This window comes from Mycobacterium sp. 141, assembly GCF_000382405.1.
GTDB lineage: Bacteria > Actinomycetota > Actinomycetes > Mycobacteriales > Mycobacteriaceae > Mycobacterium.
In genome coordinates, this window is the sequence record NZ_KB908257.1 from 334699 (window position 1) to 358877 (window position 24179).

At 66.6% G+C, this 24179-nt stretch carries 23 protein-coding genes; 13 read left to right on the forward strand and 10 right to left on the reverse strand.

The genetic code is table 11. The features are described 5' to 3' along the window. Positions 1 to 51 precede the first annotated feature (51 nt). From sepH to map, 3 genes are all read right to left on the reverse strand, one after another. Positions 52 to 852, reverse strand: coding sequence for a septation protein SepH (gene sepH, locus H276_RS0106890; RefSeq protein WP_019970569.1), 801 nt, complete (start codon positions 850 to 852; stop codon positions 52 to 54). Between the two features lie 71 nt (positions 853 to 923). Then, positions 924 to 2030, reverse strand: coding sequence for a phosphoserine transaminase (serC, locus tag H276_RS0106895; RefSeq protein ID WP_019970570.1), 1107 nt, complete (start codon positions 2028 to 2030; stop codon positions 924 to 926). A gap of 9 nt (positions 2031 to 2039) precedes the next feature. Continuing rightward, positions 2040 to 2804: a type I methionyl aminopeptidase gene (gene map, locus H276_RS0106900; RefSeq protein ID WP_026356670.1), complete on the reverse strand. Its 765-nt coding sequence runs from the start codon at positions 2802 to 2804 to the stop codon at positions 2040 to 2042. Between the two features lie 119 nt (positions 2805 to 2923). On the opposite strand from map, the gene H276_RS0106905 reads away from it, so the two are divergent. Continuing rightward, on the forward strand, positions 2924 to 3940 hold the full coding sequence (locus H276_RS0106905) for a diiron oxygenase (protein WP_026356671.1): 1017 nt from the start codon (positions 2924 to 2926) through the stop codon (positions 3938 to 3940). 17 nt (positions 3941 to 3957) lie between these two features. Next, complete coding sequence (locus H276_RS0106910) at positions 3958 to 5694, forward strand: FAD-dependent oxidoreductase (protein ID WP_026356672.1); 1737 nt, start codon at positions 3958 to 3960, stop codon at positions 5692 to 5694. A gap of 82 nt (positions 5695 to 5776) precedes the next feature. Here the strand turns inward: H276_RS0106910 and H276_RS0106915 are convergent, their stop codons facing one another. From H276_RS0106915 to H276_RS0106925, 3 genes are all read right to left on the reverse strand, one after another. After that, on the reverse strand, positions 5777 to 6229 hold the full coding sequence (locus tag H276_RS0106915) for a VOC family protein (protein WP_019970574.1): 453 nt from the start codon (positions 6227 to 6229) through the stop codon (positions 5777 to 5779). Positions 6230 to 6330: 101 nt separating this feature from the next. Continuing rightward, positions 6331 to 6939: a maleylpyruvate isomerase N-terminal domain-containing protein gene (locus tag H276_RS0106920; RefSeq protein WP_019970575.1), complete on the reverse strand. Its 609-nt coding sequence runs from the start codon at positions 6937 to 6939 to the stop codon at positions 6331 to 6333. 7 nt (positions 6940 to 6946) lie between these two features. After that, positions 6947 to 8080: a citrate synthase 2 gene (locus H276_RS0106925; RefSeq protein WP_019970576.1), complete on the reverse strand. Its 1134-nt coding sequence runs from the start codon at positions 8078 to 8080 to the stop codon at positions 6947 to 6949. Between H276_RS0106925 and pdxH the strand changes: the two genes are divergently transcribed. The 5 genes from pdxH to H276_RS0106950 all read left to right on the forward strand — a co-directional run bounded on the left by pdxH (position 8079) and on the right by H276_RS0106950 (position 13661). After that, the gene (gene pdxH / locus H276_RS0106930) at positions 8079 to 8789 is read left to right on the forward strand and encodes a pyridoxamine 5'-phosphate oxidase (protein ID WP_019970577.1); all 711 of its coding nucleotides are present in this window, start codon (positions 8079 to 8081) and stop codon (positions 8787 to 8789) included. The genes H276_RS0106925 and pdxH overlap by 2 nt on opposite strands. A gap of 62 nt (positions 8790 to 8851) precedes the next feature. Next, positions 8852 to 10156 (forward strand): MFS transporter, encoded by a 1305-nt coding sequence (locus tag H276_RS0106935; protein WP_019970578.1) that lies wholly within the window; start codon positions 8852 to 8854, stop codon positions 10154 to 10156. A gap of 166 nt (positions 10157 to 10322) precedes the next feature. Beyond that, positions 10323 to 11627 (forward strand): citrate synthase, encoded by a 1305-nt coding sequence (locus H276_RS0106940; RefSeq protein ID WP_019970579.1) that lies wholly within the window; start codon positions 10323 to 10325, stop codon positions 11625 to 11627. Positions 11628 to 11770: 143 nt separating this feature from the next. After that, positions 11771 to 13228: an MFS transporter gene (locus H276_RS0106945; RefSeq protein ID WP_019970580.1), complete on the forward strand. Its 1458-nt coding sequence runs from the start codon at positions 11771 to 11773 to the stop codon at positions 13226 to 13228. Continuing rightward, positions 13218 to 13661, forward strand: coding sequence for a MarR family winged helix-turn-helix transcriptional regulator (locus H276_RS0106950; RefSeq protein ID WP_019970581.1), 444 nt, complete (start codon positions 13218 to 13220; stop codon positions 13659 to 13661). The genes H276_RS0106945 and H276_RS0106950 overlap by 11 nt, the downstream gene beginning before the upstream one ends. A 61-nt stretch (positions 13662 to 13722) precedes the next feature. On the opposite strand, the gene H276_RS0106955 is transcribed toward H276_RS0106950, so the two are convergent. Beyond that, a complete protein-coding gene (locus H276_RS0106955; RefSeq protein ID WP_019970582.1) occupies positions 13723 to 15279 on the reverse strand; it encodes an NAD(P)/FAD-dependent oxidoreductase in 1557 nt (518 codons plus the stop codon). A 12-nt stretch (positions 15280 to 15291) separates the two neighbouring features. Beyond that, positions 15292 to 15540, reverse strand: a complete 249-nt coding sequence (locus H276_RS0106960; protein WP_019970583.1) for a DUF2630 family protein — start codon at positions 15538 to 15540, stop codon at positions 15292 to 15294. A gap of 31 nt (positions 15541 to 15571) precedes the next feature. Here H276_RS0106960 and H276_RS0106965 point away from each other — a divergent pair, with 31 nt between their 5' ends. Beyond that, the gene (locus H276_RS0106965) at positions 15572 to 15934 is read left to right on the forward strand and encodes an FKBP-type peptidyl-prolyl cis-trans isomerase (RefSeq protein ID WP_019970584.1); all 363 of its coding nucleotides are present in this window, start codon (positions 15572 to 15574) and stop codon (positions 15932 to 15934) included. 22 nt (positions 15935 to 15956) lie between these two features. Here H276_RS0106965 and H276_RS0106970 read toward each other — a convergent pair whose 3' ends face one another. Together H276_RS0106970 and prrA are read right to left on the reverse strand one after the other, a co-directional pair. After that, positions 15957 to 17297 (reverse strand): HAMP domain-containing sensor histidine kinase, encoded by a 1341-nt coding sequence (locus H276_RS0106970; RefSeq protein ID WP_026356675.1) that lies wholly within the window; start codon positions 17295 to 17297, stop codon positions 15957 to 15959. Positions 17298 to 17399: 102 nt separating this feature from the next. Continuing rightward, positions 17400 to 18119: a two-component system response regulator PrrA gene (prrA, locus tag H276_RS0106975; RefSeq protein ID WP_019970586.1), complete on the reverse strand. Its 720-nt coding sequence runs from the start codon at positions 18117 to 18119 to the stop codon at positions 17400 to 17402. Positions 18120 to 18192: 73 nt separating this feature from the next. On the opposite strand from prrA, the gene H276_RS0106980 reads away from it, so the two are divergent. From H276_RS0106980 to H276_RS0107000, 5 genes are all read left to right on the forward strand, one after another. Beyond that, positions 18193 to 19182 carry a phosphatidylserine/phosphatidylglycerophosphate/cardiolipin synthase family protein gene (locus H276_RS0106980; RefSeq protein ID WP_019970587.1) on the forward strand — a complete coding sequence of 330 codons (990 nt, stop codon included), beginning with the start codon at positions 18193 to 18195 and terminating at the stop codon, positions 19180 to 19182. After that, positions 19175 to 19762 carry a chromate transporter gene (locus H276_RS0106985; protein ID WP_019970588.1) on the forward strand — a complete coding sequence of 196 codons (588 nt, stop codon included), beginning with the start codon at positions 19175 to 19177 and terminating at the stop codon, positions 19760 to 19762. The genes H276_RS0106980 and H276_RS0106985 overlap by 8 nt, the downstream gene beginning before the upstream one ends. Positions 19763 to 19769: 7 nt before the next feature. Beyond that, positions 19770 to 20330, forward strand: a complete 561-nt coding sequence (locus H276_RS0106990; protein ID WP_019970589.1) for a chromate transporter — start codon at positions 19770 to 19772, stop codon at positions 20328 to 20330. A 141-nt stretch (positions 20331 to 20471) separates the two neighbouring features. Beyond that, positions 20472 to 22313: an ABC transporter ATP-binding protein gene (locus H276_RS22665; protein WP_019970590.1), complete on the forward strand. Its 1842-nt coding sequence runs from the start codon at positions 20472 to 20474 to the stop codon at positions 22311 to 22313. Further along, positions 22310 to 24139 carry an ABC transporter ATP-binding protein gene (locus H276_RS0107000; protein ID WP_019970591.1) on the forward strand — a complete coding sequence of 610 codons (1830 nt, stop codon included), beginning with the start codon at positions 22310 to 22312 and terminating at the stop codon, positions 24137 to 24139. Before H276_RS22665 ends, H276_RS0107000 begins: the two co-directional genes overlap by 4 nt. The last annotated feature ends 40 nt before the right edge of the window (positions 24140 to 24179 follow it).

Below are 24179 nucleotides of genomic sequence, written 5' to 3' on the forward strand. Positions count from 1 at the left end.
TGAACGCCGACGCGATAGACGTCGAGACGTTTCAGGTCAACTGGTCAACCGTCAGCGTTGTCCACCGGACGAACGCACACCCAACAGCACGTCCTCCCAGGCCGGCACAGCCGGGCGGGCCTTGCGGGAGCGGGCCGGCTTGGGCTGTTCGGGCTCGGCGACCGGCTCGGGCTCGTGCACAGGGGGCTGGGCGGTCACCGCGGGCGTGGTTCCAGGCGCCTCGAAATCGAGTTGTGGCAGCGTCGCCACGGGACGCAGCGGCCGGTTGAAGTCCGGGTTGATCAATTCTTGGGCGGTGTCATCGGACGCCGTGACGGTTCCGCCGTGGGCTCCCGGGGAGAACCGGAAGTGTGCGACGTTGTCCGAGCGCCCAGCCTTCCACGAGAGCTGCACGGTCCACCGGCTGTCCTCGTTGCGCCAGGCATCCCAACTTGTGGCGTCCGGGTCGAGCCCGCGAGCCACCAGCGATGTGGTCACCGTCTCCAACAGGGTCAGCACCGCGGGACCGTCGGCGAGCACCGGGTGTGCCGCGGTGGCCAGCTCGGCCGCACGGGCCCGCTCCAGCAGCACCGGGTGGGCAAACCGTTCCACGCGCTCGATCGGCACACCGGCGGCTGCCGCCAGCTGCTCGACCGATGCGCCGGCACGGATCTTTGCTTGAATCTCCTTGGGACGCAGCACGCTGTGCACCTCTAGATCCATCTGGGTTTGATTCGAGGCAACCCGGTCGCCGCGCGCCGCGGCGCGCAGTCGGTCATCCACTCGCACACTGAACAACTCCGAGGAGTCGTCGGTTTCGCAGATTATGCGCTTGCCGTCGACATCGAGTCCGACGACTCTGAGTTCTCGCATTTACCGACCTCCTTGGCGCACCCTACTGCGTTATCGGCCCGTAACCGTGCTGACACGCGGTGGGTGCGGCCTCAGAGTCGTTCGACGACCCAGTCCACGCACCGCGTCAGCGCGCTGACGTCGTCGGGGTCGACCGCGGGGAACATGCCGACGCGCAACTGGTTGCGGCCCAGCTTGCGGTACGGCTCGGTGTCGACAATCCCGTTGGCGCGCAACGTCTTCGCCACCGCGGCGGCGTCCACGGCATCGTCGAAGTCGATGGTGCCGACCACCTGGGAGCGCAGTGCGGGATCGGTGACGAATGGTGTCGCGAACGACACGCTCTCGGCCCACGAGTACAGCCGCTGCGATGAATCGGCGGTGCGCTTGACGGCCCAGTCCAGCCCGCCATTGCTCAGCAGCCAGTCGATCTGCTCGGCCAGCAGTATCAGCGTGGCGATGGCCGGGGTGTTGTAGGTCTGGTTCTTGAGGCTGTTGTCCACCGCGATGGGCAGCGACAGGAAGTCGGGCACCCACCGGTTCGACGCGGCGATCGCGTCGATGCGGGCCAGCGCGGCGGGGGAGAGCACCGCGATCCACAGCCCGCCGTCGCTGGCGAAGTTCTTCTGCGGCGCGAAGTAGTACGCGTCGGCGTCGGTGATGGTCACCGGCAGGCCGCCGGCCGCGGACGTGGCGTCGATGACCACGAGAGCGTCGCCGGCCGGGCGCTGGACGGGCACCGCAACACCCGTCGAGGTCTCGTTGTGCGCCCAGGCGACGACATCGACCGAGGGGTCCGAGGTCGGTTCCGGGGCGGTGCCCGGTTCGGCCTTGATGATGATCGGGTCGCCGACAAAGGGGTTCTTGGCGACACATGAGGCGAACTTCGAGCTGAATTCGCCGTAGGTCAGATGTAGCGACCGCTTGTCGACCAGGCCGAAGGCGGCGGCGTCCCAGAATGCCGTCGAGCCACCGTTGCCGAGAATGACTTCGTAGCCGTCGGGCAGCGAGAACAGCTGACGCAGCCCTTCGCGCACCCGGCCGACGAGGTTCTTCACCGGCGCTTGTCGATGGCTGGTGCCGAACAGATCGCCGGCCGAGGCCAGGGCGGTCAGCTGTTCGGGACGCACCTTGGACGGTCCACAGCCGAAGCGGCCGTCACGGGGTTTCAGGTCGGCGGGAATCGAGAGTTCAGCCACCCGACAATCTTAGAGCGTCAGAATCTGCGTTCCATCCGGGGTGACGGCTACGGTGTGCTCGCTGTGAGCGGCACGCACGCCGGTCGCGGTGCGCAGCGTCCAGCCGTCGGAGTCGTGCACATAGTCGTCGGTGCCGTCGGCGATCAGCATCGGTTCGATGGCGATCACCAGGCCGGATCGTATTTTGAGGCCCTTTCCGCGGCGGCCTTCGTTGGGGACGTGCGGCGCCTCGTGCATTGTGCGGCCGACGCCGTGACCACCGTGATCGGCCAGCAGGCCGTAGCCCGCCTGGCGTGCCACGGTCGCGATGGCGTGTCCAACATCACCGAGAGTGTTGCCGGGCCGGGCCGCTGCGATACCTGCCGCGAGCGCCGCATCGGTGGCCTTGATCAACGCGGTATCGGCAGGCCGGGGTGTGCCGACGACGAAGCTGCGGGCAGCGTCGCCGCACCAGCCGTTCAAGATTGCCCCGAAGTCCACCGAGACCAGGTCGCCGTCGGCCAGCACGGTGTCGTCGGGTACGCCGTGGACGACGGCGTCGTTGACGCTCACGCACAGCACCGCGGGGAACGGGCTCGGGGCCCAGCGGGGGTGGTAGTTCAGGAAGGGCGACGTGGCGCCGTGGCCGGCCAGGACGTCGGCCGCGACCCGGTTCAGATCGGCTGTGGTACGTCCGGGGGCGGCCTGCGTGATCACCGCCCGCAACCCTTCTGCGACGACGGCTCCGGCGGCAGACATGGCTTCGATCTCGTCTTGCGTCTTCAGTTGCACCACGTCATCCACCTTCTCGGCAAATTTTGAAATCCGGCGTAGACATTTAGTCGATACCTGCGGTATCGTTGTACACGAGGCGCATATATGTAAACCTCATAGGAGAGGGAGAGGTCTGCAACATGGCTCGCACCAAGATGATCAGACGCTGGCGCAAAAATATGGACGTCACCGACGACACCGAGTACGTCGACATGCTCACCACACTGTCCGAGGGGTCGGTGCGGCGCAACTTCAATCCTTACCTCGACATCGAGTGGGACTCGCCGGAGTTTGCTGTAACTCCGAATGATCCCCGCTGGGTGCTTCCGGCGACCGATCCGATCGGTGGTCACCCGTGGTACCGGGCGCAGCCGCTACAGCGTCAGATCGAGATCGGCATGTGGCGCCAGGCGAATGTGGCCAAGGTAGGCCTGCATTTCGAGAACATCCTGATCCGCGGTCTGATGCAGTACTCGTTCTGGGTGCCCAACGGTTCGCCGGAGTACCGGTACTGCTTGCACGAGTCCGTGGAGGAGTGCAACCACACCCTGATGTTCCAGGAGATGGTCAACCGCATCGGCAAGGACGTACCGGGTATGCCGCGGCTGCTCAAGTGGCTGCAGCCGTTGATCCCGCTGGCTGCGGGGCCGCTGCCCATCCCGTTCTTCTTCGGTGTGCTCGCCGGCGAGGAGCCCATCGACCACACGCAGAAGAACGTGCTGCGCGAGGGTAAGGAACTGCATCCGATCATGGAGCGGGTGATGGCCATCCACGTCGCCGAGGAAGCCCGCCACATCTCGTTCGCGCACCAGTACCTGCACAAGCGGATACCGCACCTGCACCGTCGTCAGCGCTGGCTGCTGTCGCTGTTCGTGCCGCTGACCATGCGCATCCTGTGCTCGGCGATCATCGTTCCGCCGCGGGCGTTCTGGAAGGAATTCGATATTCCACGCTCGGTGCGCAAGGACCTGTTCTTCGGCGCCCCAGAATCCCGCAAGATGCTGCGCGACATGTTCGGTGACGTGCGGATGCTGTGCACCGACACCGGGCTGATGAACCCGATCGCCAAGCTCATGTGGAAGGTCTGCAAGATCGACGGGCCGCCGAGCCGCTACCGCAGCGAGCCGCAGCGCGAGCACCTCGTCGCCGCCGCATAGCTGACGAAGGCCTCACTGTGCCTCATGTGATCACCCAGTCGTGTTGCAGCGACGGGTCCTGCGTTTATGCGTGCCCGGTCAACTGTATTCATCCGTCACCGGATGAGCCGGGCTTCGCAACCGCCGAAATGCTCTACATCGATCCCGATGCGTGCGTCGACTGCGGAGCGTGCGTCAGCGCGTGCCCGGTCGGCGCCATCGGGCCCGACACCCGGCTGACCGACAAGCAGCTGCCCTTCATCGAGCTCAATGCGGCGTTCTACCCCAAGCGGGAAGGCAAGCTGCCGCCGACGTCAAAACTGGCGCCGGTGCTCGACGCGCCCAAGATCGACCGGCTCACCGGCGGCCCCCTGACCGTGGCCGTCGTCGGTTCGGGGCCCGCGGCGATGTACGCCGCCGACGAGCTGTTGACGCAAAAAGGCGTGCGAGTCAACGTCTTCGAAAAGCTCCCGACGCCCTACGGTCTGGTACGCGCCGGTGTCGCCCCCGACCACCAGAGCACCAAGCGGGTGACGCGGCTGTTCGACACCATCGGCAAGCACCGCAACCTGCGGTTCTTCCTCAATGTCGAGGTGGGCAAACACTTGACCCACGCCGAGCTGCTCGAGCACCACCACGCCGTGCTGTACGCCGTGGGTGCCCCTAACGACCGGCGCCTGGACATCGACGGCATGGACCGGCCGGGTACGGGAACCGCCACCGAGATGGTGGCCTGGATCAATGGTCATCCCGACTTCACCGATCTTCCGGTTGATCTCAGCCACGAGCGGGTTGTGATCATCGGCAACGGCAACGTCGCATTCGACGTCGCCCGGATCCTGACGACCGACCCGGACGTGTTGGCGCGCACCGACATCTCCGATCACGCGCTGGCCACTCTGCGCAGTTCCCGGGTGCAGGAGGTGGTGATCGCGGCTCGACGCGGCCCGGCATCCTCGGCATTCACCCTGCCCGAGCTGATCGGGCTGACCGCCACCTGCGAGGTGGTGCTGAGCGCGGCCGATCACGATCTCGTGATGCGCGACCTGGCTGAGTTGCCTTCTGCTCCTCACGTGCGCGAGCCGGCTTCTGCTCCTCACGTGCGCGGTGAGCCTGATGCACTCACCCGCGGCAAGCTGGAAATCCTCGCCAAGCTGGGTGACGCGTCGGCCCCGATCACGCGGCCGCGGATCCGGTTGGCCTACCAGCTGACCCCGCAGCGGGTGCTGGGCGAGGACAAGACCACCGGTGTTGAGTTCGACCTGACCGGCACCGACGAGTCCAGCGTGCTCGAGGCCGGGCTCGTGCTCACCTCGATCGGCTACCGCGGCAAGGCCATTGACGGGTTGCCGTTCGATAACCGCGCCGCGGTCGTGCCGAACGACGGGGGCCGAGTGGTCGACCCGGTGACGGGTGAACCGGTACGCGGCGCCTATGTGGCGGGCTGGATCAAGCGTGGGCCTACCGGGTTCATCGGTACCAACAAGTCGTGTGCATCGGAAACCGTGCACCGCCTGGTTGCCGACTACAACGCCGGCGCGCTGACCGATCCGGCGCGTAAGCCGGCGGACCTGGACAGACTCGTACACGACCGTCAGCCAGACGCGATCGATGCCGCAGGGTGGCGCGCCATCGATGCGGCTGAGATCGCCCGCGGCGGCGACGAACGTCCGCGCGACAAGTTCACCACTGTCGAGGCCATGCTGGCGGCTGCCGCGACCGCACCGAAACCCACCCTGCGCCAGCGCCTCACCACCACTCTGTACGCACACTGAGCTGACACGGTCCCTGCCGGTACCGGTTTGTCACGCTGGAGCGGCTCTCGTCGCCGAGCGGTGCTCCAGCGTGACGCGCAACCTACTGCATGCTCTGCATCGCTGCCGCGATCTCCTCCGGGCTCACTTCGCGCACCGGCTGGCCCAACGACCACTGGTGCCCGAATGGGTCACGCACCATGCCGTAGCGGTCGCCCCAGAACTGGTCCGCGAGCGGCATAACTACCTCGGCGCCGGCCTCGACGGCCTGAGCGAAGCGGGCCTCGACGTCGGTGACCGTCAGGTGGATGGTGACGGGTGTGCCGCCGAGTGCTTTCGGCGTCGTCGATTTTCCATTGTTGAATTCAGGGAAATCGTCATTGAGCATCACGGTCGAGCCGTTGACGGTGAGGGCGGCGTGGACGAGTTTGCCGTCGGGACCAGGTACCCGACCCAGCTCGGTAGCGCCAAATGCCTTGACGTAGAAGTCGATAGCGGCAGCGGCGTCGTCGACGACAAGTTGCGGGATTACCGCGGGGGTTACTTCGATGGCCATGGTTCAGACTCCTGTCTCGTTGTGAGCGGACCTCGATGCAGACCCGCCGGGCGGACAGATCTCATCGCGGTACCTCCCATGCAAGCACGGGGGTCTGACATTCAGGTGACGGAGAAGGGATGCGGCAGCGGGGCCCGGCCCGTGAGTGCCCGCAGCACTGTTTCACCCTGGCCGAGTGCCACCGAGATCCGGGCGGCCAACACCGTAGCCGCCTCCAGCGCCTCGGGCGGCACGTCGGCCGTGATCCCGGCCGCGGCCGCGATATCGAGGCTGTGCACGGTCAGCTCGAAGACTCGGGTCTGCAGGTAGGCGCTCAACCGGATGCCCAGGCCGCCGATCACGGCGATCAGCGGATCGCCGACGCCGTTGAGGTCATCGAGCGCGCGAGCCACCAGCTGCTCGACCGTGGCCACCGGATCGACACCCAGGTCGCGGCCCGCCTGCCTGCCGCGCTCCACGATGGCCGCGGCGGCGCTGCCGGACATGTAGTCGCGAATCTTCACGTAGTACTCGACCGCGCTGGACACGTCCTCGTGGGTGGCGGGGGTGTGCAGGTATGTGCTGACTGTGATCAGCGACCGCGAGGTGTGGCCGATCAGGGCCCGCATATCCCATTCGCCCAGGCCGGGTCCGTCCAATGCGGCGACTGGGAGCGACTGCACCAACTGCGTGAAAGCCTGTGCCGCCGAAGCGAAGACGTCGGGGGTCACTCGAGGGTCACACTGAGGCTGCTCGCGCGACGGGCAGTTCGTCCCAGCCGGGGACGTCCTGCACGCTGCGCGGATCGGGGCCGACGTAGATGGCCGACGGTCGGACCAGCTTGCCGAGACGTTTCTGTTCGAGGATGTGTGCACACCAGCCCGCTGTGCGGCCACAGGTGAACATCGCGGGCATCATCTTCGGGGGCACGCGGGCGAAGTCCAGGATGACCGCGGCCCAGAATTCGACGTTGGTCTCGATGGCCCGATCGGGCCGGCGTTCGCGCAACTCGGCCAGCGCGGCCTGCTCGAGTGCGGCGGCCACCTCGAACCGCGGAGCCTGCAGACGCTTGGCGGTGGCCCGCAGCACCCGGGCCCGCGGATCCTCGGCGCGGTACACCCGGTGGCCGAAGCCCATCAGCTTGCCGCCACTGTCCAGAACCGACTTGACCACGGCCCGCGCATCGCCGGTGCGCTCGACTTCTTCGATCATCGGCAGTACGCGAGCCGGTGCACCGCCGTGCAGTGGGCCGCTCATCGCGCCCACCGCGCCGGACAGCGCCGCGGCCACGTCGGCCCCCGTCGAGGCGATCACGCGGGCGGTGAATGTCGAGGCGTTCATGCCGTGCTCTGCCGCGGTCACCCAGTACGCATCGATTGCCTCGACGTGGCGCGGGTCCGGATCGCCCTGCCAGCGCGTCATGAAACGTGCTGTGACAGTGGGGCACTCATCGATGAGCCGCTGCGGCACCGCGGGTTGGTAGATGCCCCGGGCGGACTGCGCGACGTAGGACAGCGCCATCACCGAGGCGCGCGCCAGCTGTTCGCGGGCGATCTGATCGTCGATGTCGAGCAGCGGTGCATATCCCCAGATCGGGGCCAGCATCGCCAACCCGGCCTGGACGTCGACCCGGACATCGCCACTGTGGATCGGCAGGGGGAACGGCTCCGCGGGCGGTAGGCCCGTGCCGAACCGGCTGTCGACCAGCAGCCCCCACACGTTGCCGAAGGTGACCCGCCGGTCGACCAGCTCCTCGATGTCGACACCGCGGTAGCGCAATGCACCACCATCTTTGTCCGGTTCGGCGATCTCGGTGGTGAAGGCGACGACGCCTTCCAGGCCGGCGACGAACTCTTCCGATACGGCTGCCATGGCCCGATTCTCGCACTCGGGCGGGCGTAGCGTGAGCGCGGTGGCTACACCGGACAATCATGATCTGGCGGCGATGCGTGTCGAGTATGTGGAGAAGGACGGCTGCGGCGACGTCGACGCCGATTGGCTCGGCGACGATCCCGCGACAGGCTGGCTGACGCTTCTGCGCACTTGGCTGGGGGATGCCCAGCGGGCCGGGGTGGCCGAGCCGAACGCCATGGTGGTCGGCACTGTCGACGAGCGGGGAAGGCCTGTGACCCGCACGGTGTTGTGCAAGGGCGTGGACGAATCCGGTATCACTTTCTTCACCAATTACGACTCCGCCAAGGGCGTACAGCTGGCCGCCAACCCGTATGCGTCGGCCACCTTCCCGTGGTTCGGCCTCGGCCGGCAGGTGCATGTACGCGGCCCGGTGACCAAGGTGGCGGCCGAGACGACTGCCGAGTACTGGTCGAAGCGGCCCCGCGGATCACAGCTCGGCGCCTGGGCGTCGCACCAGTCCCGTCCCATCGGTTCACGCGCCGAGCTCATGGACCAGCTGGCCGAGGTCACGCAGCGGTTCGCCGAACTCGACGCCGTTCCGGTCCCGCCGAACTGGGGCGGCTACCTGATCAGCCCTGAGGTCGTCGAGTTCTGGCAGGGCCGGGAAAATCGGGTACACAACCGCATCCGCGTCCAGGGTGGTCGGGCCGACCGGCTCCAGCCGTGATGTCTCCCGTCGCTTCGCTCGCCCGGGTCATTTCTCCCGTCGCTTCGCTCGCCCGGTAAACCGTGAGACGCTTCTTCGCCGACACCACCCCGCTGCGCCACCCCGACTTCCGGCGCTTGTGGGTGGCCGGCATACCGACCGTCATCGGCGCCAACCTGACCATCTTCGCGGTGCCGGTGCAGCTCTACGTGCTCACCCAGAACTCGGCCTATGTCGGGTTGGCCGGCTTGTTCGCGTTGGTGCCGCTGGTGGTCTTCGGACTGTGGGGCGGGGCCTGGGCCGACGCGATGGACCGCAGGCTGCTGCTGATCATCGCCTCGATCGGGCTGGCCGCGGCGTCTTTGCTGTTGTGGGTGCAAGCGGCGCTGGCACTGAACAACGTGTGGGTGGTGCTCGGTCTGCTATCGGTGCAGCAGGCGTTCTTCGCGGTCAACAGCCCGACCAGATCGGCGGCGATCCCGCGGATGCTGCCCGGCGACCAGTTGCCCGCCGCGAACTCGCTGAACATGACGGTCTTCCAGTTCGGTGCGATCGTCGGTCCGCTGCTGGCCGGCCTGCTGCTCAACTGGATGGATCTGTCCACGCTCTATCTCATCGACGCCCTGACCTGTCTGGTACCGATCTGGGCGACATTCCGGCTGGCCCCGATCCCGGCCACCAGCACCGAGGCGGGCTCGGCGAGGTGGGGGTGCGCTGCGGTGCTGGACGGCCTCCGGTATCTGGCGGGTCACCGGGTGGTGTTGATGTCGTTCGTCGTCGATCTCATCGCGATGATCTTCGGGATGCCTCGGGCGTTGTTCCCGCAGATGGCCCATCAGAGCTTCGGCGGCCCGGTGGAGGGCGGCACCGTGATGGCGCTGCTTGCTGCGGCGATGTCCGCCGGGGCGGTGTTCGGTGGTGTGTTCTCGGGCTGGCTGCCGCGGATCCGCAGGCAGGGCCTGGCCGTCGTGGTGTCGATCGTGGTCTGGGGTGTGGCGATGATCGGATTCGGAGTGGCCGGTGGGATGGCTCACGGTCGGGCCGGGGCGCTGTTGTGGATTGCGTTGGCCTTCTTGGCGGTTGGCGGCGCTGCCGACATGGTGTCGGCGGCGTTCCGGTCGACGATCCTGCAGCAGGCGGCCGCCGACGATGTGCGCGGGCGGCTCCAAGGCGTGTTCACCGTCGTGGTAGCCGGTGGTCCACGATTGGCCGATGCGGCACACGGGGCGGTTGCGGCGATGGTCGGCACGACGGTTGCGGCGGCGGGTGGTGGATCGCTCGTCGTCGTCGGTGTCCTCGTCGCTGCACTGGCGGTACCGGTCTTCGTGCGCTACCGGGTCGCCCCCGTTTCGGCACCCGCCGACCTGCGAGATCCGGACAAAGTGTGAACGGCCGGCGACGCATGCCGAGTTTCCTGAGGTGACGGTCGGGCGTGCGCTGCCGGCGTGAGGAGTTGGCAGCCCCACGCGGGCAACGCCGACCGAATGCGACTACCTTTTGGTAGAGCAGTCGTAAGGTTCGCAACGACTTCCCAAACAGGACGAAGGGAATCCCGTGGCCGAAAACCCGTCGGGTGAGCAGGAGCACGCCACCCTCAAGTACCCCGGTGGCGAGCTTGACCTGGAAATCGTTCACTCCACCGAGGGCTCGGACGGCATCGCGTTGGGGCCGTTGCTGTCCGAGACCGGGTACACCACTTTCGACGGTGGTTTCGTCAACACCGCCTCCACCAAATCAGCCATCACCTACATCGACGGTGACGCAGGCATCCTGCGTTACCGGGGTATCCCGATCGAGCAGCTGGCAGAGAAGTCGAACTTCATCGAGGTCAGCTATCTGTTGATCTATGGCGAGCTGCCGACTGCCGAGGAGTTGGAGCAGTTCACCAACCGGATCCAGCGGCACACTCTGCTGCACGAGGATCTCAAACGGTTCTTCGACGGGTTTCCACGCAATGCGCATCCGATGCCGGTGCTCTCCAGCGCCGTCAACGCGCTGAGCGCCTACTACCAGGATTCGCTGGATCCGCTCGACAAGAGGCAGGTCGAGCTGTCTACGATCCGGCTGCTGGCGAAACTGCCGACCATTGCCGCCTACGCGTACAAGAAGTCCGAGGGCCAGCCTTTCCTGTACCCGGACAATTCGCTGAGCCTGGTGGAGAACTTCCTGCGCATGACGTTCGGATTCCCGGCCGAGCCGTACGAGGTCGATCCCGAGCTGGTCCGGGCGCTCGACATGTTGCTGATCCTCCATGCCGACCACGAGCAGAACTGTTCTACGTCGACGGTGCGGCTCGTGGGCTCGTCGCAGGCCAACCTGTTCACGTCGATCTCCGGCGGTATCAACGCGCTGTGGGGTCCGCTGCATGGTGGCGCCAACCAGGCCGTGCTGGAAATGTTGGAGAAGATCCGCACAGAGCACAGCGACGTTCGCGACTTCGTCAAGAAGGTCAAGAACCGCGACGACGGCGTGAAGCTGATGGGCTTCGGGCACCGCGTCTACAAGAACTACGACCCGCGCGCCCGCATCGTCAAAGAGCAGGCCGACAAGATCCTCGGCAAGCTCGGCGGCGACGACGAGCTGCTCGACATCGCGAAGTCGCTCGAAGAGGTCGCGCTGACCGACGATTTCTTCATCGAACGCAAGCTCTATCCGAACGTCGACTTCTACACCGGCGTCATTTACCGGGCTATGGGCTTCCCGACGCGCATGTTCACCGTGCTGTTCGCGCTGGGCCGACTGCCCGGCTGGATCGCGCACTGGCGGGAGATGCACAGCGAGCCCAACAAGATCGGCCGCCCGCGCCAGGTCTACACGGGCTACACCGAGCGTGACTACATCGACATCCGCACCCGCTGACTTTCTTCCGCCGAGCAGACGCAAAGGTCCCCCAAAACGCCGGTTTTGGGGGACCTCTGCGTCTGCTCGCGCAATGTTCGCGGTGACGATTGTCTCTGATACCGAGCTTGCCACGACAACGGTTGTAGTTTCACAATAGTTGTGTGAATACAGCCATCGGTGTCCTCAGCGCTCGGCGCAAGGCGATCATCTTGGTCTCCTGCTGCCTGAGCCTGCTGATCGTGACGATGGACGCCACCATCGTCAACGTTGCGATTCCGAGCATCCGGGGTGCTTTCGACGCCTCGCCGTCACAACTGCAATGGGTGATCGACATCTACACCCTGGTGCTGGCTTCATTGATGCTGCTGTCCGGCGGGACGGCCGACCGGTTCGGCCGTCGTCGCACCTTCCAGCTCGGTCTGACCGTCTTTGCGCTGGCGTCCCTGCTGTGCAGCGTGGCCCCCAACATCGAGCTGCTCATCGCCGCCCGGTTCCTGCAGGCCATCGGCGGCTCGATGCTCAATCCGGTGGCCATGTCGATCATCACGCAGGTGTTCACCGGTCGCGTCGAACGCGCCCGCGCCGTCGGCGTGTGGGGCGGCGTGGTCGGCATCTCGATGGCGATGGGCCCTATCGTCGGCGGCGCACTGATCGAATACGTCGACTGGCGTTCGGTGTTCTGGATCAACCTGCCCATCTGCGCCCTGGCGATCCTGCTGACCGCGATCTTCGTACCGGAATCCAAATCCGCGACGATGCGCGACGTCGACCCGATCGGTCAGGCGCTCGGGATCGCGTTCCTGTTCGGCGTCGTCTTCCTGCTCATCGAGGGTCCGGGCTTGGGCTGGACCGATCCCCGCACCCTCGCCGTCGGCGTCGTCGCCCTGGTCGCCTTCGCCGGCTTCCTGCGCTACGAGGCGCGGCGCCGCGACCCGTTCATCGACCTGCGCTTCTTCCGCAGCGTCCCGTTCGCGTCGGCCACTCTGGTCGCCGTGTGCGCGTTCGCCGCCTACGGCGCGTTCCTGTTCATGATGTCGCTGTATCTGCAAGAGGAACGCGGCTATTCGGCCATGCACACCGGTTTGATCTATCTGCCGGTCGCTGTTGGCGCACTGATCTTTTCGCCACTGTCGGGGCGCCTGGTGGGCAGGTTCGGCAGCCGGCCGTCCCTGCTGGTGTCCGGAACGATGATCACCGCGGCGACGCTGATGCTGGCCGGCCTGAGTGCCCACACCCCAGTGTGGCAACTGCTGGTGATCTTCGCGGTCTTCGGCGTGGGTTTCTCGATGGTCAACGCGCCCATCACCACCACTGCGGTCAGCGGTATGCCGCTCGATAGGGCCGGGGCCGCTTCGGCGGTGGCCTCGACGAGCAGGCAGGTCGGCGTCAGCATCGGGGTGGCGCTGTGCGGGTCGGTGGCGGGTAGCGCCTTGGCGGTCGTCGGCGGCGACTTCGCCGTGGCTGCCAGGCCATTGTGGTTCGTCTGCGCCGCACTGGGTTTGGTGATCATTGCGCTCGGTATCGTGTCGACCTCGGGACGTGCGCTGCGGTCAGCCGAAAAACTGGCCCCACTGATCGGCGAGCACCACCGACCGTCGGAGGTAGCTCATGTCGGATGAACAGATCCAGCTGCCGGGAACACAGACTGCCGCCGACGAGGTGTGGCGTGCGTTGACGGCCCTGGTGTTCGACAACCGAGACAGCTGGAAGCGTGCGGTGATCGAGCGCAGCGGCCTGCCGTTCAGCCGGATCCGGATCCTGCGGCGGCTGGCCCAGCAACCCATGACGGTCAAACAACTGGCCCACGCCGCCACTGTCGATGCGCCGGCAGCCACGGTGGCGGTCAACGATCTCGAAGAGCGCGGCCTGGTGGTCCGCACAGTCGACCCGGCCAACCGGCGCTGCAAGACGGTATCGCTGACCGAGGCCGGCCGGGCCGTGGTAGACCAGATCGACGCGGTGGACGACCCGGCGCCAGACGGGCTGGCCCGGCTCGACGCCGACGAACTCGACACCCTGCGCGTCGTCCTCGCCAAGATCGCACCGAGCTGACGCTGCCGCGTCAGGGGCTGTATCGACGCTGCCGCGTCAGGGTTGCATCGACGCTGCCGCGTCAGGCCTCCAACACGGCCATCGCCGCGTTGTGCCCGCCGATACCCGAGACCGCACCGCCTCGGTGGGATCCGGAGCCGCACAACAAGATCCGGTCATGGGCAGTGGCCACGCCCCAGCGGCGCGCCGGGGTGTCCAGTGGCTCGTCGTCCTCGGCGAACGGCCAACGCAGCGCGCCGTGGAAGATGTTGCCCGCCGTCATGCCCAGCGTCGCGTCCAGGTCGGCGGTGGTCTTCGCCTCGATGCACAACCGGCCCGCCGAATCCTCCATGAGGACATCCTGGATCGGTTCGGCCAGAACAGAATTCAGTGAATTAAGAACAGCAGAGGTCAACCTGTCGCGCATGCGGTCGGGGTCACCCGCTGCCAGCGCGTGTGGCGTGTGCAGGCCGAACACCGTCAACGTCTGGGCGCCCGCGGTGCGCAGTTGCTCGGACAAGATCGTCGGATCTGTGAGCGAATGGCAGTAGATTTCACACGGCAGCGGATCGGGCACCGCGCCGTCGGCCGCTGTGCGATAGGCATTTCCGAGCTGGCTGTACGTCTCGTTGATGTGAAACGTGCCGCCGAAAGCCTGCTGCGGCGTCACGTTCTCGTCGCGCAACCGAGGCAGTCGGTGCAGCATCAGGTTGACCTTCACCTGTGCGCCCGGCGCGGTCTCGGGCGCCGGTTCGCCGAGCAGTCCCGCCAGCACCGTGGGGGTCACGTTGGCCAGCACCACGTCGGCCCCGACCCGGCGCGCTGCCCCGTCCTTGCGGTAGTGCACCTCGCCATCCGGTGTGACCGAGTAAACGTCGGCGCCGGTGACGATTTCGGTGCCGAATCCCTCCGCCGCGGCGGCCAGCGCCCCGGTGACCGCGCCCATACCGCCGATCGGGACATCCCAGTCGCCAGTGCCGCCACCTGCCAGGTGATAGAGAAAGCAGATGTTCTGGATGAGCGTGGGATCGTCCACGTCGGCGAAGGTGCCGATCAGGGCGTCGGTGGCGAGCACCCCGCGGACCAGATCGTTGTCGACCGCTTCGGTGATCGCCGCGCCGATCGGCCGGTCGATCAGTGCCTCCCAGGCCGCCGCGGCATCGCTGTCCTGGCCGGCCAGTATCCGGCTGCGCAGCTGGGTCCGCGTCTGCAGCGGCTGTAACAGCGTCGGCCAGATCTTCTTGGTGATCAACGACGTGCGGCGATAGAACTCATCGAAACCGGCAGCGTCGGCCTCGGCCCCGATGGCAGCGAACGACGAGTGAGGCCCGATGAGCAGGCCGGTCCGTCCGCCGGTGCCGGGATCAGGGCTATAGGACGCGGAGCTGCGCCGAGCCAGCCGGATCCGGGCGCCGAGATCGTCGACGATGCGCTGCGGCAGCAGGCTGACCAGATACGAATAACGCGACAGCCGAGCATCCACGCCGTCGAAGGCGTACGCGGACACCGCTGCCCCACCCACGTGGTCCAGGCGTTCGAGCACCTGCACCCGACGTCCCGCACGGGCCAGGTACGCAGCGGCCACCAGGCCGTTGTGCCCGCCGCCGACGATGACGGCATCGAATGGGTTCTCGGTCATCGACTCGCCTGCTCAGCCCCGGTAGCGCTCGACCTCGTCGGCCGGACGCACCTGGGCCTCCCGCGGGTCGTGCCCGGTCTCGCGCAATGCCCGGCGTTGCCGCAGCAGGTCCCAGCACTGGTCGAGGGCGACCTCCAGCGTTTGCAGCCGCTGACGCTCATCGGTTTCGTCGATTTCCCTACGCTGCAGTCTGGCCCGCAGCTCCTGCTCCTCGGCGACGAGTCGGTGAACTTCGGCGAGGATGTCCTGGTCTTTGGCCACCCGGCCAGTCTGCCCGACTACGGTTGGTCCGGTGAGTACAAAACCTGAGATCGAATTTCCGGACGGTCCGGCTCCCGCCGAACTTGTGATCACCGACCTGGTGGTCGGCGACGGTGCCGAGGCGGTGCCTGGTGGAAACGTCGAGGTGCACTACCTCGGCGTCGAGTACGACACCGGCGAGGAATTCGACAGCTCGTGGAATCGCGGCGAGTCGATCGAGTTCCCGCTGCGCGGACTGATCCAGGGCTGGCAGGACGGCATCCCGGGCATGCGGGTCGGTGGACGTCGCAAACTGGTTATCCCGCCCGCGCAGGCATACGGGCCCGCCGGTTCCGGACACAGGCTGTCAGGCAAGACGCTGATCTTCGTCATCGATCTGCTCGCTGTTCGCTGACGGGGGCCGGGCTCGTGCCGGGCTAGTGAGGCCCCGGCAGGCGCAGTATCAGCCGGGCACCACCCAGGGGGCTCGATTCCAAACTGGCTGTCCCGCCGTGTAACTCAGCCTGCTGGGCCACCAGTGCCAGGCCGAGGCCCGAACCCGAGCGGGACGCCGTCGAGCCTCGCGAGAACCGGTCGAACACCACCGTTCGTTCCTCCTCGGGCACGCCGACACCGTCGTCGTCGATGGCGATCTCCACCCCGGCGCGTGAGCTCACAGCCGACAGTTGCACGCGGGTGGCCCCGCCGTGTTTGACGGCGTTGGCGATGGCGTTGTCCACCGCGAGACGCAGCCCTGTCGGCAGTCCGACGATGATGACCGTGGGTGTCGGGGCTTGGGACACATCGAGATCCGGGTATATCCGCCTGGCATCGTGAGCGGCCCGGTCCAGCAGCTCGGTGATGTCGACGGTGACGTGGTCGTCGGTCGTGGTCAGCTCCCCCTGGGCGAGCCGTTCCAGCGCGCCCAGCGTCGCCTCGATCCGGGACTGGGTGCGGATGACGTCGTTAACGACTTCCTCGCGCTGCTCGTCGGGCAGATCGAGGGTCGCCAACACCTCCAGATTGGTGCGCATCGCAGTGAGTGGCGTCCGCAACTCATGTGCCGACACCGCGGCGAAGTCGCGCGCCGAGGCCAGTGCGGCCTTGGTGCGGTCCTGCTCGGACCAGATGCGCTGGAGCATGCCGTTGACGGCGTCGGCGATCTCGACGGCCTCGGTGGCACCGCGGACTTCGACATCGGGTGCCTCGTCGCCAGCGTCGATTTGGCGGGTCTGCTGGGCGAGGCGTTTGAGCGGACGCACCGCGAAAGCGGTCAGCACCCAGCCCAGTACGGTCGCTGCGCCGATGGCGAGCACGCAGATCACGATCACCCGACGGTGCAGGTTGTTGGTGTCGGCGATGGTGGCATCGTAAGTGGCGCCGACGGCCACCCACATCGGCCCCGGTGCGGGGATCTGCACCGTGCGCACGCGCCAACGCACGCCGTCGATGTAGGTGTCGGCGTATCCGGCGGGCAGCTCGGGCAGCACCACCGTCGAATTGGAGGTGACGTCGCCGGCCTGCCGGACGGTGATGACGGCGTCCTGTTCGTTGGGGGAGCGCGGGATCTCGTGCAGACCGCGCGGCAGGAACGGGACAGCGAACCCGGCCGCTTCGTCGAGGCGGCGGTCCAGCCGCTCCTTGCGGTCGTTGGTGATGCCGACCCACACGATGGTTCCGACGATGACGACGACGATGGCCGCACCGATCGCCGTCGCGAACGCCACCCGAGTCCGCAGCGAAGGGGTGCGGCGGAAGATCCGGGTGAGTGGGCTCATGGCCGTTGATTCCTCGCGCAAGCGCTCGTCATCGGCCGTTGATTCCTCGCGCAAGCGCTCGTCATCGGCCGTTGATTCCTCGCGCAAGCGCTCGTCATGGCGTTACTGGGTCCTCAGGACGAAGCCCACACCGCGCACGGTGTGCAACAATCGGGGTGCGCCGCCGGCCTCGATCTTGCGGCGCAGATATCCGATGAACACGTCGACGACGTTGGTGTCGGCGGCAAAGTCGTAACCCCAGACGAGCTCGAGCAACTGGGCCCGCGACAGCACCGCGGTCTTGTGTTCGGCCAGCACGGCCAGCAGGTCGAATTCGCGCTTGGTCAGATCGACGTCGATCCCGTTGACCCGTGCGCGCCGGCCCGGGATGTCCACTTCCAGCGGACCCACCTGGATCGTCTCCGACGAGAACGTTGCCGACGAGCCGCGCCGGCGCAGCAGGGCCTTGACTCGTGCCACCAACTCGGCCAGCACGAACGGTTTCACGAGATAGTCGTCGGCACCCGCCTCCAGCCCGGCCACCCGGTCGTCAACGCTGCTGCGCGCCGAAAGCACGCACACCGGAACATCGTTGTCCATCGCGCGCAGCGCGGTCACCACGCTGACACCGTCGAGCACGGGCATGTTGATGTCGAGCACGATGGCGTCCGGCCGGGTTTCGGTGGCGCTGCGCAACGCTTCGGCGCCGTCGACTGCTGTCGACACCTCGAACCCGGACAGCCGCAACCCGCGTTCCAGTGAGGCGAGAACGTCGGGGTCGTCGTCCACCACGAGCACTCGGGGGGAACCCACACCGCCGGCAGCACTGTCCATGCCCGACATCTTGCCCGATGACCACGCCCGATTGCCGCAGGCACGTCTCCTCGAAACCATTCGGTGCTAGCATCCGGCCCTTATGCTGCCTGTGTCGCCGCGGATCATCGTTCAACCCGACGATGGTGTGCAACCTGTCCGGGACTTCATCGCCTCGGCGCAGAAGTCACTGCTCGTCAAGCAGTTCACTTTCACAGAGCCGTCGTTGGTGGCCGCGGTGATCGAACGGCACCGGGCCGGGGTCGCGGTGCGGGTGATGCTCAACCCGCAACGTTCCGGCGGGGATCGGGCCAATGACGAGACGTTCGAACAATTCTCGCGTGCCGGCGTGAGCGTGCAGTGGTCCAATCCGACGTTCTATGTGACACACGAGAAGTCGATCGTGGTGGACGGGCAATCCGCGTTGGTGGCCACTTTCAACTTGTGCGAGAAGTACTTCACGCTCACCCGCGACTACGGCGTCATCACCACCGACAGTGAGCAGGTGGCCCAGATCGTCGAGGTTTTCGACGCGGACTGGTCCCACACCGACTGGGAGCCCACGGTCTATCGCGGGCTGCTGTGGAGCAACTCGAATTCGCGCTATCACATGGCGAAACTCATCGACACCGCCGAGAATCGGCTGCGGATCCAGCATCCCAAGTACGTCGACGCCGTGATCCTCGACCACATCGCCGCAGCGGTGGGCCGCGGGGTCCACGTCCACGTGCTGTGCGGCGGCCGGCACGGGATCAGCGACTGGGACATCCTCGACACCTTCGCCTCGCTGCGGACCCTGCGCCGGTTCGGGGTGAAGGTACGCAAACAGAAGAACCTGCGGGTGCACGCCAAGCTCGTCATCGTCGACGACAAGCAGGCCCTGGTCGGTTCGATGAACATCGACCGCAGCGCCTTCGACCTGCGTCGTGAATTGGGCATCACGGTCGAGGATCCGGCCGCTATCAAGGAATTGGGTCAGGTGTTCGACGCCGACTGGGAAATCTCGCACCATTACGAGCCGCCGGACCCGCTCGACCCGTCGCGCCATCACGAGGACGATTTCCCGCACGACCCCGATCTGGTCCATGAGTGAGCAGCTCGACCCTCCGGTACAGCGCGTTTCGCTGTTCGACCTGGCGTGGACGTTCAACCACATCGCGCTGGCCTCGTTCGGTGGCGGGTTGTCGGCCTGGTCGCGCGAGGTGCTGGTGGTGGAGAAGGGGTGGCTCGGCGAGGCCGAATTCCTGTCCGCGATGACGATGTGCCGCATCCTGCCCGGCGCCAACCAGGTCAACATGGCGGTATTCGCCGGCACCAAGATGCGCGGTATGGCCGGTGCCGCCGCCGCGGTGCTCGGGCTGTGCGCCATGCCGCTGCTCATCGTGCTGGCGCTGTCGTTCGCGTACTTCCGGTTCAAAGAGGTGCCCGCGGTCAAGGGTGTGCTGCACGGGGCTTCGGCCGCCGCGGTGGCCCTGACGCTGACGATGGTGATCAAGACCGGGCAGAAGTGCCTCATCGGGGTGGTGCCGGTGCTGCTGTTCGCGGGTGCGTTCGTGCTCAACGGCGTGCTGCGGTTCCCGCTGCTGGGGACACTGGCGATCCTGGCGCCGATCAGCTTGATCTGGGCGTGGCCACGGGACGCCGGCGCGCAGCCGGCGGCGGATCGCGCATGAGGTCGGCGTGAATACTCACGCGTTGGCTACGTATGCGCAGCTGATCGGGCTGTTCGGCATGCTGTCGTTGCTGTCCATCGGCGGCGGCAACGTGGTTCTGCCGGAAATGCACATGCACGCTGTCAACGGCAGGCATTGGCTCACCAACGGCCAGTTCGCGGACCTTTTCTCGATTTCCCAGACCGCGCCGGGGCCGAGCATCCTGATCGTGTCGATGGTCGGCTACGGGGCCGGTCTGCAGGCAGCCGGGATTCCCGGCGCGATCATCGGCGGTGTCCTCTCGATGGCGGCGATGGTGCTCCCCGCCGCCACGTTCGTCTACGTCGTCACGCTGTTCTGGCAGAGGGCCGAGCGATCCAAGCTGCGCCGGGCCGTCGAGAAGGGCTTCGCGCCCTTGACGGTCGGGCTGATCCTGGCCACGTCGCTGGTCATGAGCCGGGCCGCCGACCACGACTGGCGGGCCTACAGCGTCACGGCGGTATGCACCGCAGTGTTCCTGCTCACCAAGGTCAATCCCCTTGTCGTGGTCGCCGCGGCCGGGGTGATCGGGTACTTCGGTTTCATCTGAGCCGCGCCCGGGAAGTCGTTGACCTCATCAATTGTTGAGGTTTTACGGTGAGGCTCATGGGTGTGGGCACGGTCAACGACGTGATCGGTGCTCAGCAGCGTGCGGTAAATCGATTGCAACAGATGGGAAAATAGGGAACTAGTGGCTGAATCCGTAGCAGATGCTCTTCGTTCCGCGCCGGCGATCGCTGACCGACCGGCGCGGATTCATGGCAGCTCGGATCTGTGGCGGCTGCTGCCGTATCTCCTGCCGTACCGGACGCGCTGGATCGGGATGCTCGTGGTCGCGGTGGTCAGCCTGGGCGCCACGGTGGCGATCCCACTGATGACCAAGGCCGTGATCGACGGCCCGGTGCGGCACCAGGATCAGCACGGCCTGTGGCTGCTGGGCGCGGCCGCGCTGGGTGTCGGCGTCTCCGAGGCCGTGTTGTGGTTCATCCGCCGCTGGCTGGTGGCGCGGGCCACCATGGGCGTCGAGGCCGATATCCGCAAGGATCTCTATGCGCGGCTGCAGGTGCTGCCGATGAGTTTCCACGGTCGTTGGCAGTCCGGGCAGCTGCTGTCGCGGGTGATGAACGATCTGTCCACCATCCGCAGGTTCCTGTCGTTCGGGCTGGTGTTCCTGATCCTCAACGCGCTGCAGATCGTGGTGGTCACCTCGATTCTGCTGGCCATGTACTGGCCGCTCGGGGTTGTGGTGCTGGTGTCGATCGTGCCGATCGCGGCCACCGTTCTCCATTTCGAACGTGAGTACACCCGGCTGTCGAGGCTTGCGCAAGACCAGACCGGCCATGTCGCAACGCATGTCGAGGAGTCGGCGTTGGGTATGCGCGTCGTGAAGTCGTTCGGTCGCGAGGACTACGCGTACGGCCGGTTCGACGAGCAGGCCAGCCGGCTGCACGACACCCAGGTCGACCGGGTGACGGTATCGGCGAAATTCTGGACCCTGCTTGAGGTCATCCCCAACCTGACGCTCATCGTCGTGCTGGGGCTCGGTGCGTACGCTGCCGGTCACGGCGACGTCACCATGGGCACGCTGGTCGCGTTCATCACGATGATGCTGTCGCTGGTGTGGCCGATCGCGTCGCTGGGGTTCTTGCTGTCGATGACCCAGGAATCGTTCACCGCGGCCAACCGGATCGCCGAGATCTTCGATGCGCCACGGGAGATCACCGATGGCCCGCACGACGTGGCACCGCATGGTGGCCGGCTTGAACTGCGTGACGTCGGTTTCCGGTTCCCCGACAACGACGCGTGGGTGCTGCGGCACGTCGACTTGACCGTCGAGCCGGGTGAGACGGTGGCGCTGGTCGGTGCGACCGGTTCGGGCAAGTCGGTGCTGGCCGCGTTGTTCTCCCGGCTCTACGACGTCACCGAGGGGCAGATCCTCATCGACGGCAAGGACATTCGGGAGCTGAGCCTACCCGCGCTGCGCGCGACGGTGGCCACCGCGTTCGAGGATCCGACGTTGTTCTCCATGTCGGTGGCCGAGAACCTGCGGCTGGGGCGCCCCCGAGCGACGGACGAGGAACTCGCGCAGGCCATCGACGTCGCGGCCGCGCGATTCGTCTACGATCTGCCGTTCGGCCTCGACACCCGCATCGGCGAGCAGGGCATGAGCCTGTCCGGTGGTCAGCGACAACGGCTTTCGCTGGCCCGCGCGATCCTGGCCGGGCCTAAGATCCTGGTGCTCGACGACACGCTGTCGGCGCTCGACGTGCACACCGAGGCCGCCGTGACCGAGGCGCTGGGCCGCATCCTGCGGGATGTCACCGGCATCGTGGTCGCGCACCGGGCGTCGACGGTGCTGCTCGCGGACAAGGTCGCGCTGCTGGCCGGGGCGAGCAAAGCGACGGGAAGTGCCGGGGCCGGGGCGATCACGCACGTCGGCACGCACGCCGAACTACTTGCCGAGGTGCCGCAGTACCGCTACCTGCTGGCCGCCGACGACGAGCCCGTGACGATCGGAGGTGGGAATCGATGACCGCGGTCGAGGCCGACGGCTGGCGCGGGCGCATCAAGGACGACGCCGACGACGACCTGCCCATCGACGAGAGTGTGCCGCGGCGCCGCGAAGCACGGGCATTGCTCGGCTCGCTCCTGCGGCCCTACCGGTGGACCGTTGCCGTGCTGGCGCTGGTCGTCGTGGTGGAAAACGCTGCGCGCCTTGCTGTCCCGCTGCTCGTGCAACGCGGCATCGACCGCGGCATCCCGCCCATCGTCGACGGCGGTTCGGCACACGAGCTGATGGTCATCGTCGGCACCCTGTGCGCGGTCGTCGTGGTGCAGGCGGTCAGCCGGATGTTCTTCCTGCGCCGCTCCGGCCGGATCGGGCAGAAGGTGCTGCTGGAATTGCGCCGTCGCGTGTTCCGGCATTTCCAGCGTCTCGATGTCGCTTTCCACGACCGCTACACGTCGGGCCGCGTGGTCAGTCGCTCGACCAACGATGTCGAGGCCATCCAGGACATGCTGGAGACCGGTTTCGACAGCCTGATCACCGCGGCGCTGACGCTGTTCGGAACGGCGATTCTGCTGGTGGCGCTGGACTGGCGGCTGGGCCTGATGTGCCTGGCGGCCTTCCCGATCCTGGTGGCGCTGGTGTGGTGGTTCCGCAACGAGTCAGCCAAGACCTACCGGCTGGTGCGCGAAAGTGCCGCACTGGTGATCGTGCAGTTCGTCGAGACCATGACGGGCATCAAGGCCGTGCAGGCCTACCGCCGTGAGCCGCGCAACCAGGAGATCTTCTCCGACATCGCCGATGAGTATCGCGCGATCAACGAGAAGACGTTCAAGCTGCTGGCGATCTTCATGCCGGGCGTCAAACTCGTCGGCAACATCACCACGGGCGTGGTGCTGCTCTACGGCGGTTCCCGGGTACTGCACGGTGAGATGACGGTCGGCACGCTCGCGGCGTTCCTGCTGTACCTGCGGATGTTCTTCGAGCCGATGCAGGAGATCTCGCAATTCTTCAACACCTTCCAATCGGCCTCGTCGGCGCTGGAGAAGTTGGCCGGTGTACTGACCGAGCCTCCCGGCATCGCCGACCCACAACATCCGGTCAATCTGTCGAACATCAAGGGCGACATCGAGTTTCGCGATGTGACATTCGGCTATGCCCCCGGCCCGACGGTGCTGCCGGGGCTGGATCTCCGGGTGCCGGCAGGGCAGACGGTGGCTCTGGTGGGCACCACCGGTGCCGGCAAGACCACGATCGCCAAACTGATCGCCCGGTTCTACGATCCGACCTCGGGAACGGTGACACTCGACGGTGTGGACCTGCGTGACCTGTCGCAGTCCGAGCTACGCCGGCACATAGTGATGGTCACCCAGGAGAACTTCATGTTCGAGGGCACCGTGGCCGACAACATCCGGTTCGGCCGCCCAGATGCCACCGACGCGCAGGTGCGGGCGGCCGCGACCGCGGTCGGCGCGGACCGGTTCATCGACGCGCTGGCCGACGGGTATGACACCGACGTCGCCAAGCGCGGTGGTCGGCTCTCGGCGGGACAACGTCAACTCGTGGCGTTCGCCCGGGCGTTCCTGGCCGATCCGGCGGTGCTGATCCTCGACGAGGCCACGTCATCACTCGATGTCCCCAGCGAGCGGATGGTGCAGCGAGCACTGGAAACCGTGCTCGCAGACCGCACCGCGTTGGTGATCGCCCACCGGTTGTCCACAGTGCAGGTCGCAGACCGGGTGCTGGTGCTCGAACACGGACGCATCCTCGAGGACGGCCCGCCGTCCGAGCTCATCGACCGCGACGGCCACTACGCCGAGCTGCATCGTGCCTGGGTCGACTCACTGGCCTGACGTAGTGACGTTTCGTACAGGCCAGGCGGATCATCTCGAT

What these genes read in the sequence shown, in the direction of transcription:
- H276_RS0106915 (WP_019970574.1), bottom strand. Translation starts at nt 6,229, where the DNA reads ATGGCCATCGAAGTAACCCCCGCGGTAATCCCGCAACTTGTCGTCGAC.
- H276_RS0106985 (WP_019970588.1), top strand. Translation starts at nt 19,175, where the DNA reads ATGAGTGAGCAGCTCGACCCTCCGGTACAGCGCGTTTCGCTGTTCGAC.
- H276_RS0106955 (WP_019970582.1), bottom strand. Translation starts at nt 15,279, where the DNA reads ATGACCGAGAACCCATTCGATGCCGTCATCGTCGGCGGCGGGCACAAC.
- H276_RS0106925 (WP_019970576.1), bottom strand. Translation starts at nt 8,080, where the DNA reads ATGGCAGCCGTATCGGAAGAGTTCGTCGCCGGCCTGGAAGGCGTCGTC.
- H276_RS0106905 (WP_026356671.1), top strand. Translation starts at nt 2,924, where the DNA reads ATGGCTCGCACCAAGATGATCAGACGCTGGCGCAAAAATATGGACGTC.
- prrA (WP_019970586.1), bottom strand. Translation starts at nt 18,119, where the DNA reads ATGTCGGGCATGGACAGTGCTGCCGGCGGTGTGGGTTCCCCCCGAGTG.
- H276_RS0106970 (WP_026356675.1), bottom strand. Translation starts at nt 17,297, where the DNA reads ATGAGCCCACTCACCCGGATCTTCCGCCGCACCCCTTCGCTGCGGACT.
- sepH (WP_019970569.1), bottom strand. Translation starts at nt 852, where the DNA reads ATGCGAGAACTCAGAGTCGTCGGACTCGATGTCGACGGCAAGCGCATA.
- H276_RS0106950 (WP_019970581.1), top strand. Translation starts at nt 13,218, where the DNA reads ATGTCGGATGAACAGATCCAGCTGCCGGGAACACAGACTGCCGCCGAC.
- H276_RS0106980 (WP_019970587.1), top strand. Translation starts at nt 18,193, where the DNA reads ATGCTGCCTGTGTCGCCGCGGATCATCGTTCAACCCGACGATGGTGTG.
- H276_RS0107000 (WP_019970591.1), top strand. Translation starts at nt 22,310, where the DNA reads ATGACCGCGGTCGAGGCCGACGGCTGGCGCGGGCGCATCAAGGACGAC.
- pdxH (WP_019970577.1), top strand. Translation starts at nt 8,079, where the DNA reads ATGGCCCGATTCTCGCACTCGGGCGGGCGTAGCGTGAGCGCGGTGGCT.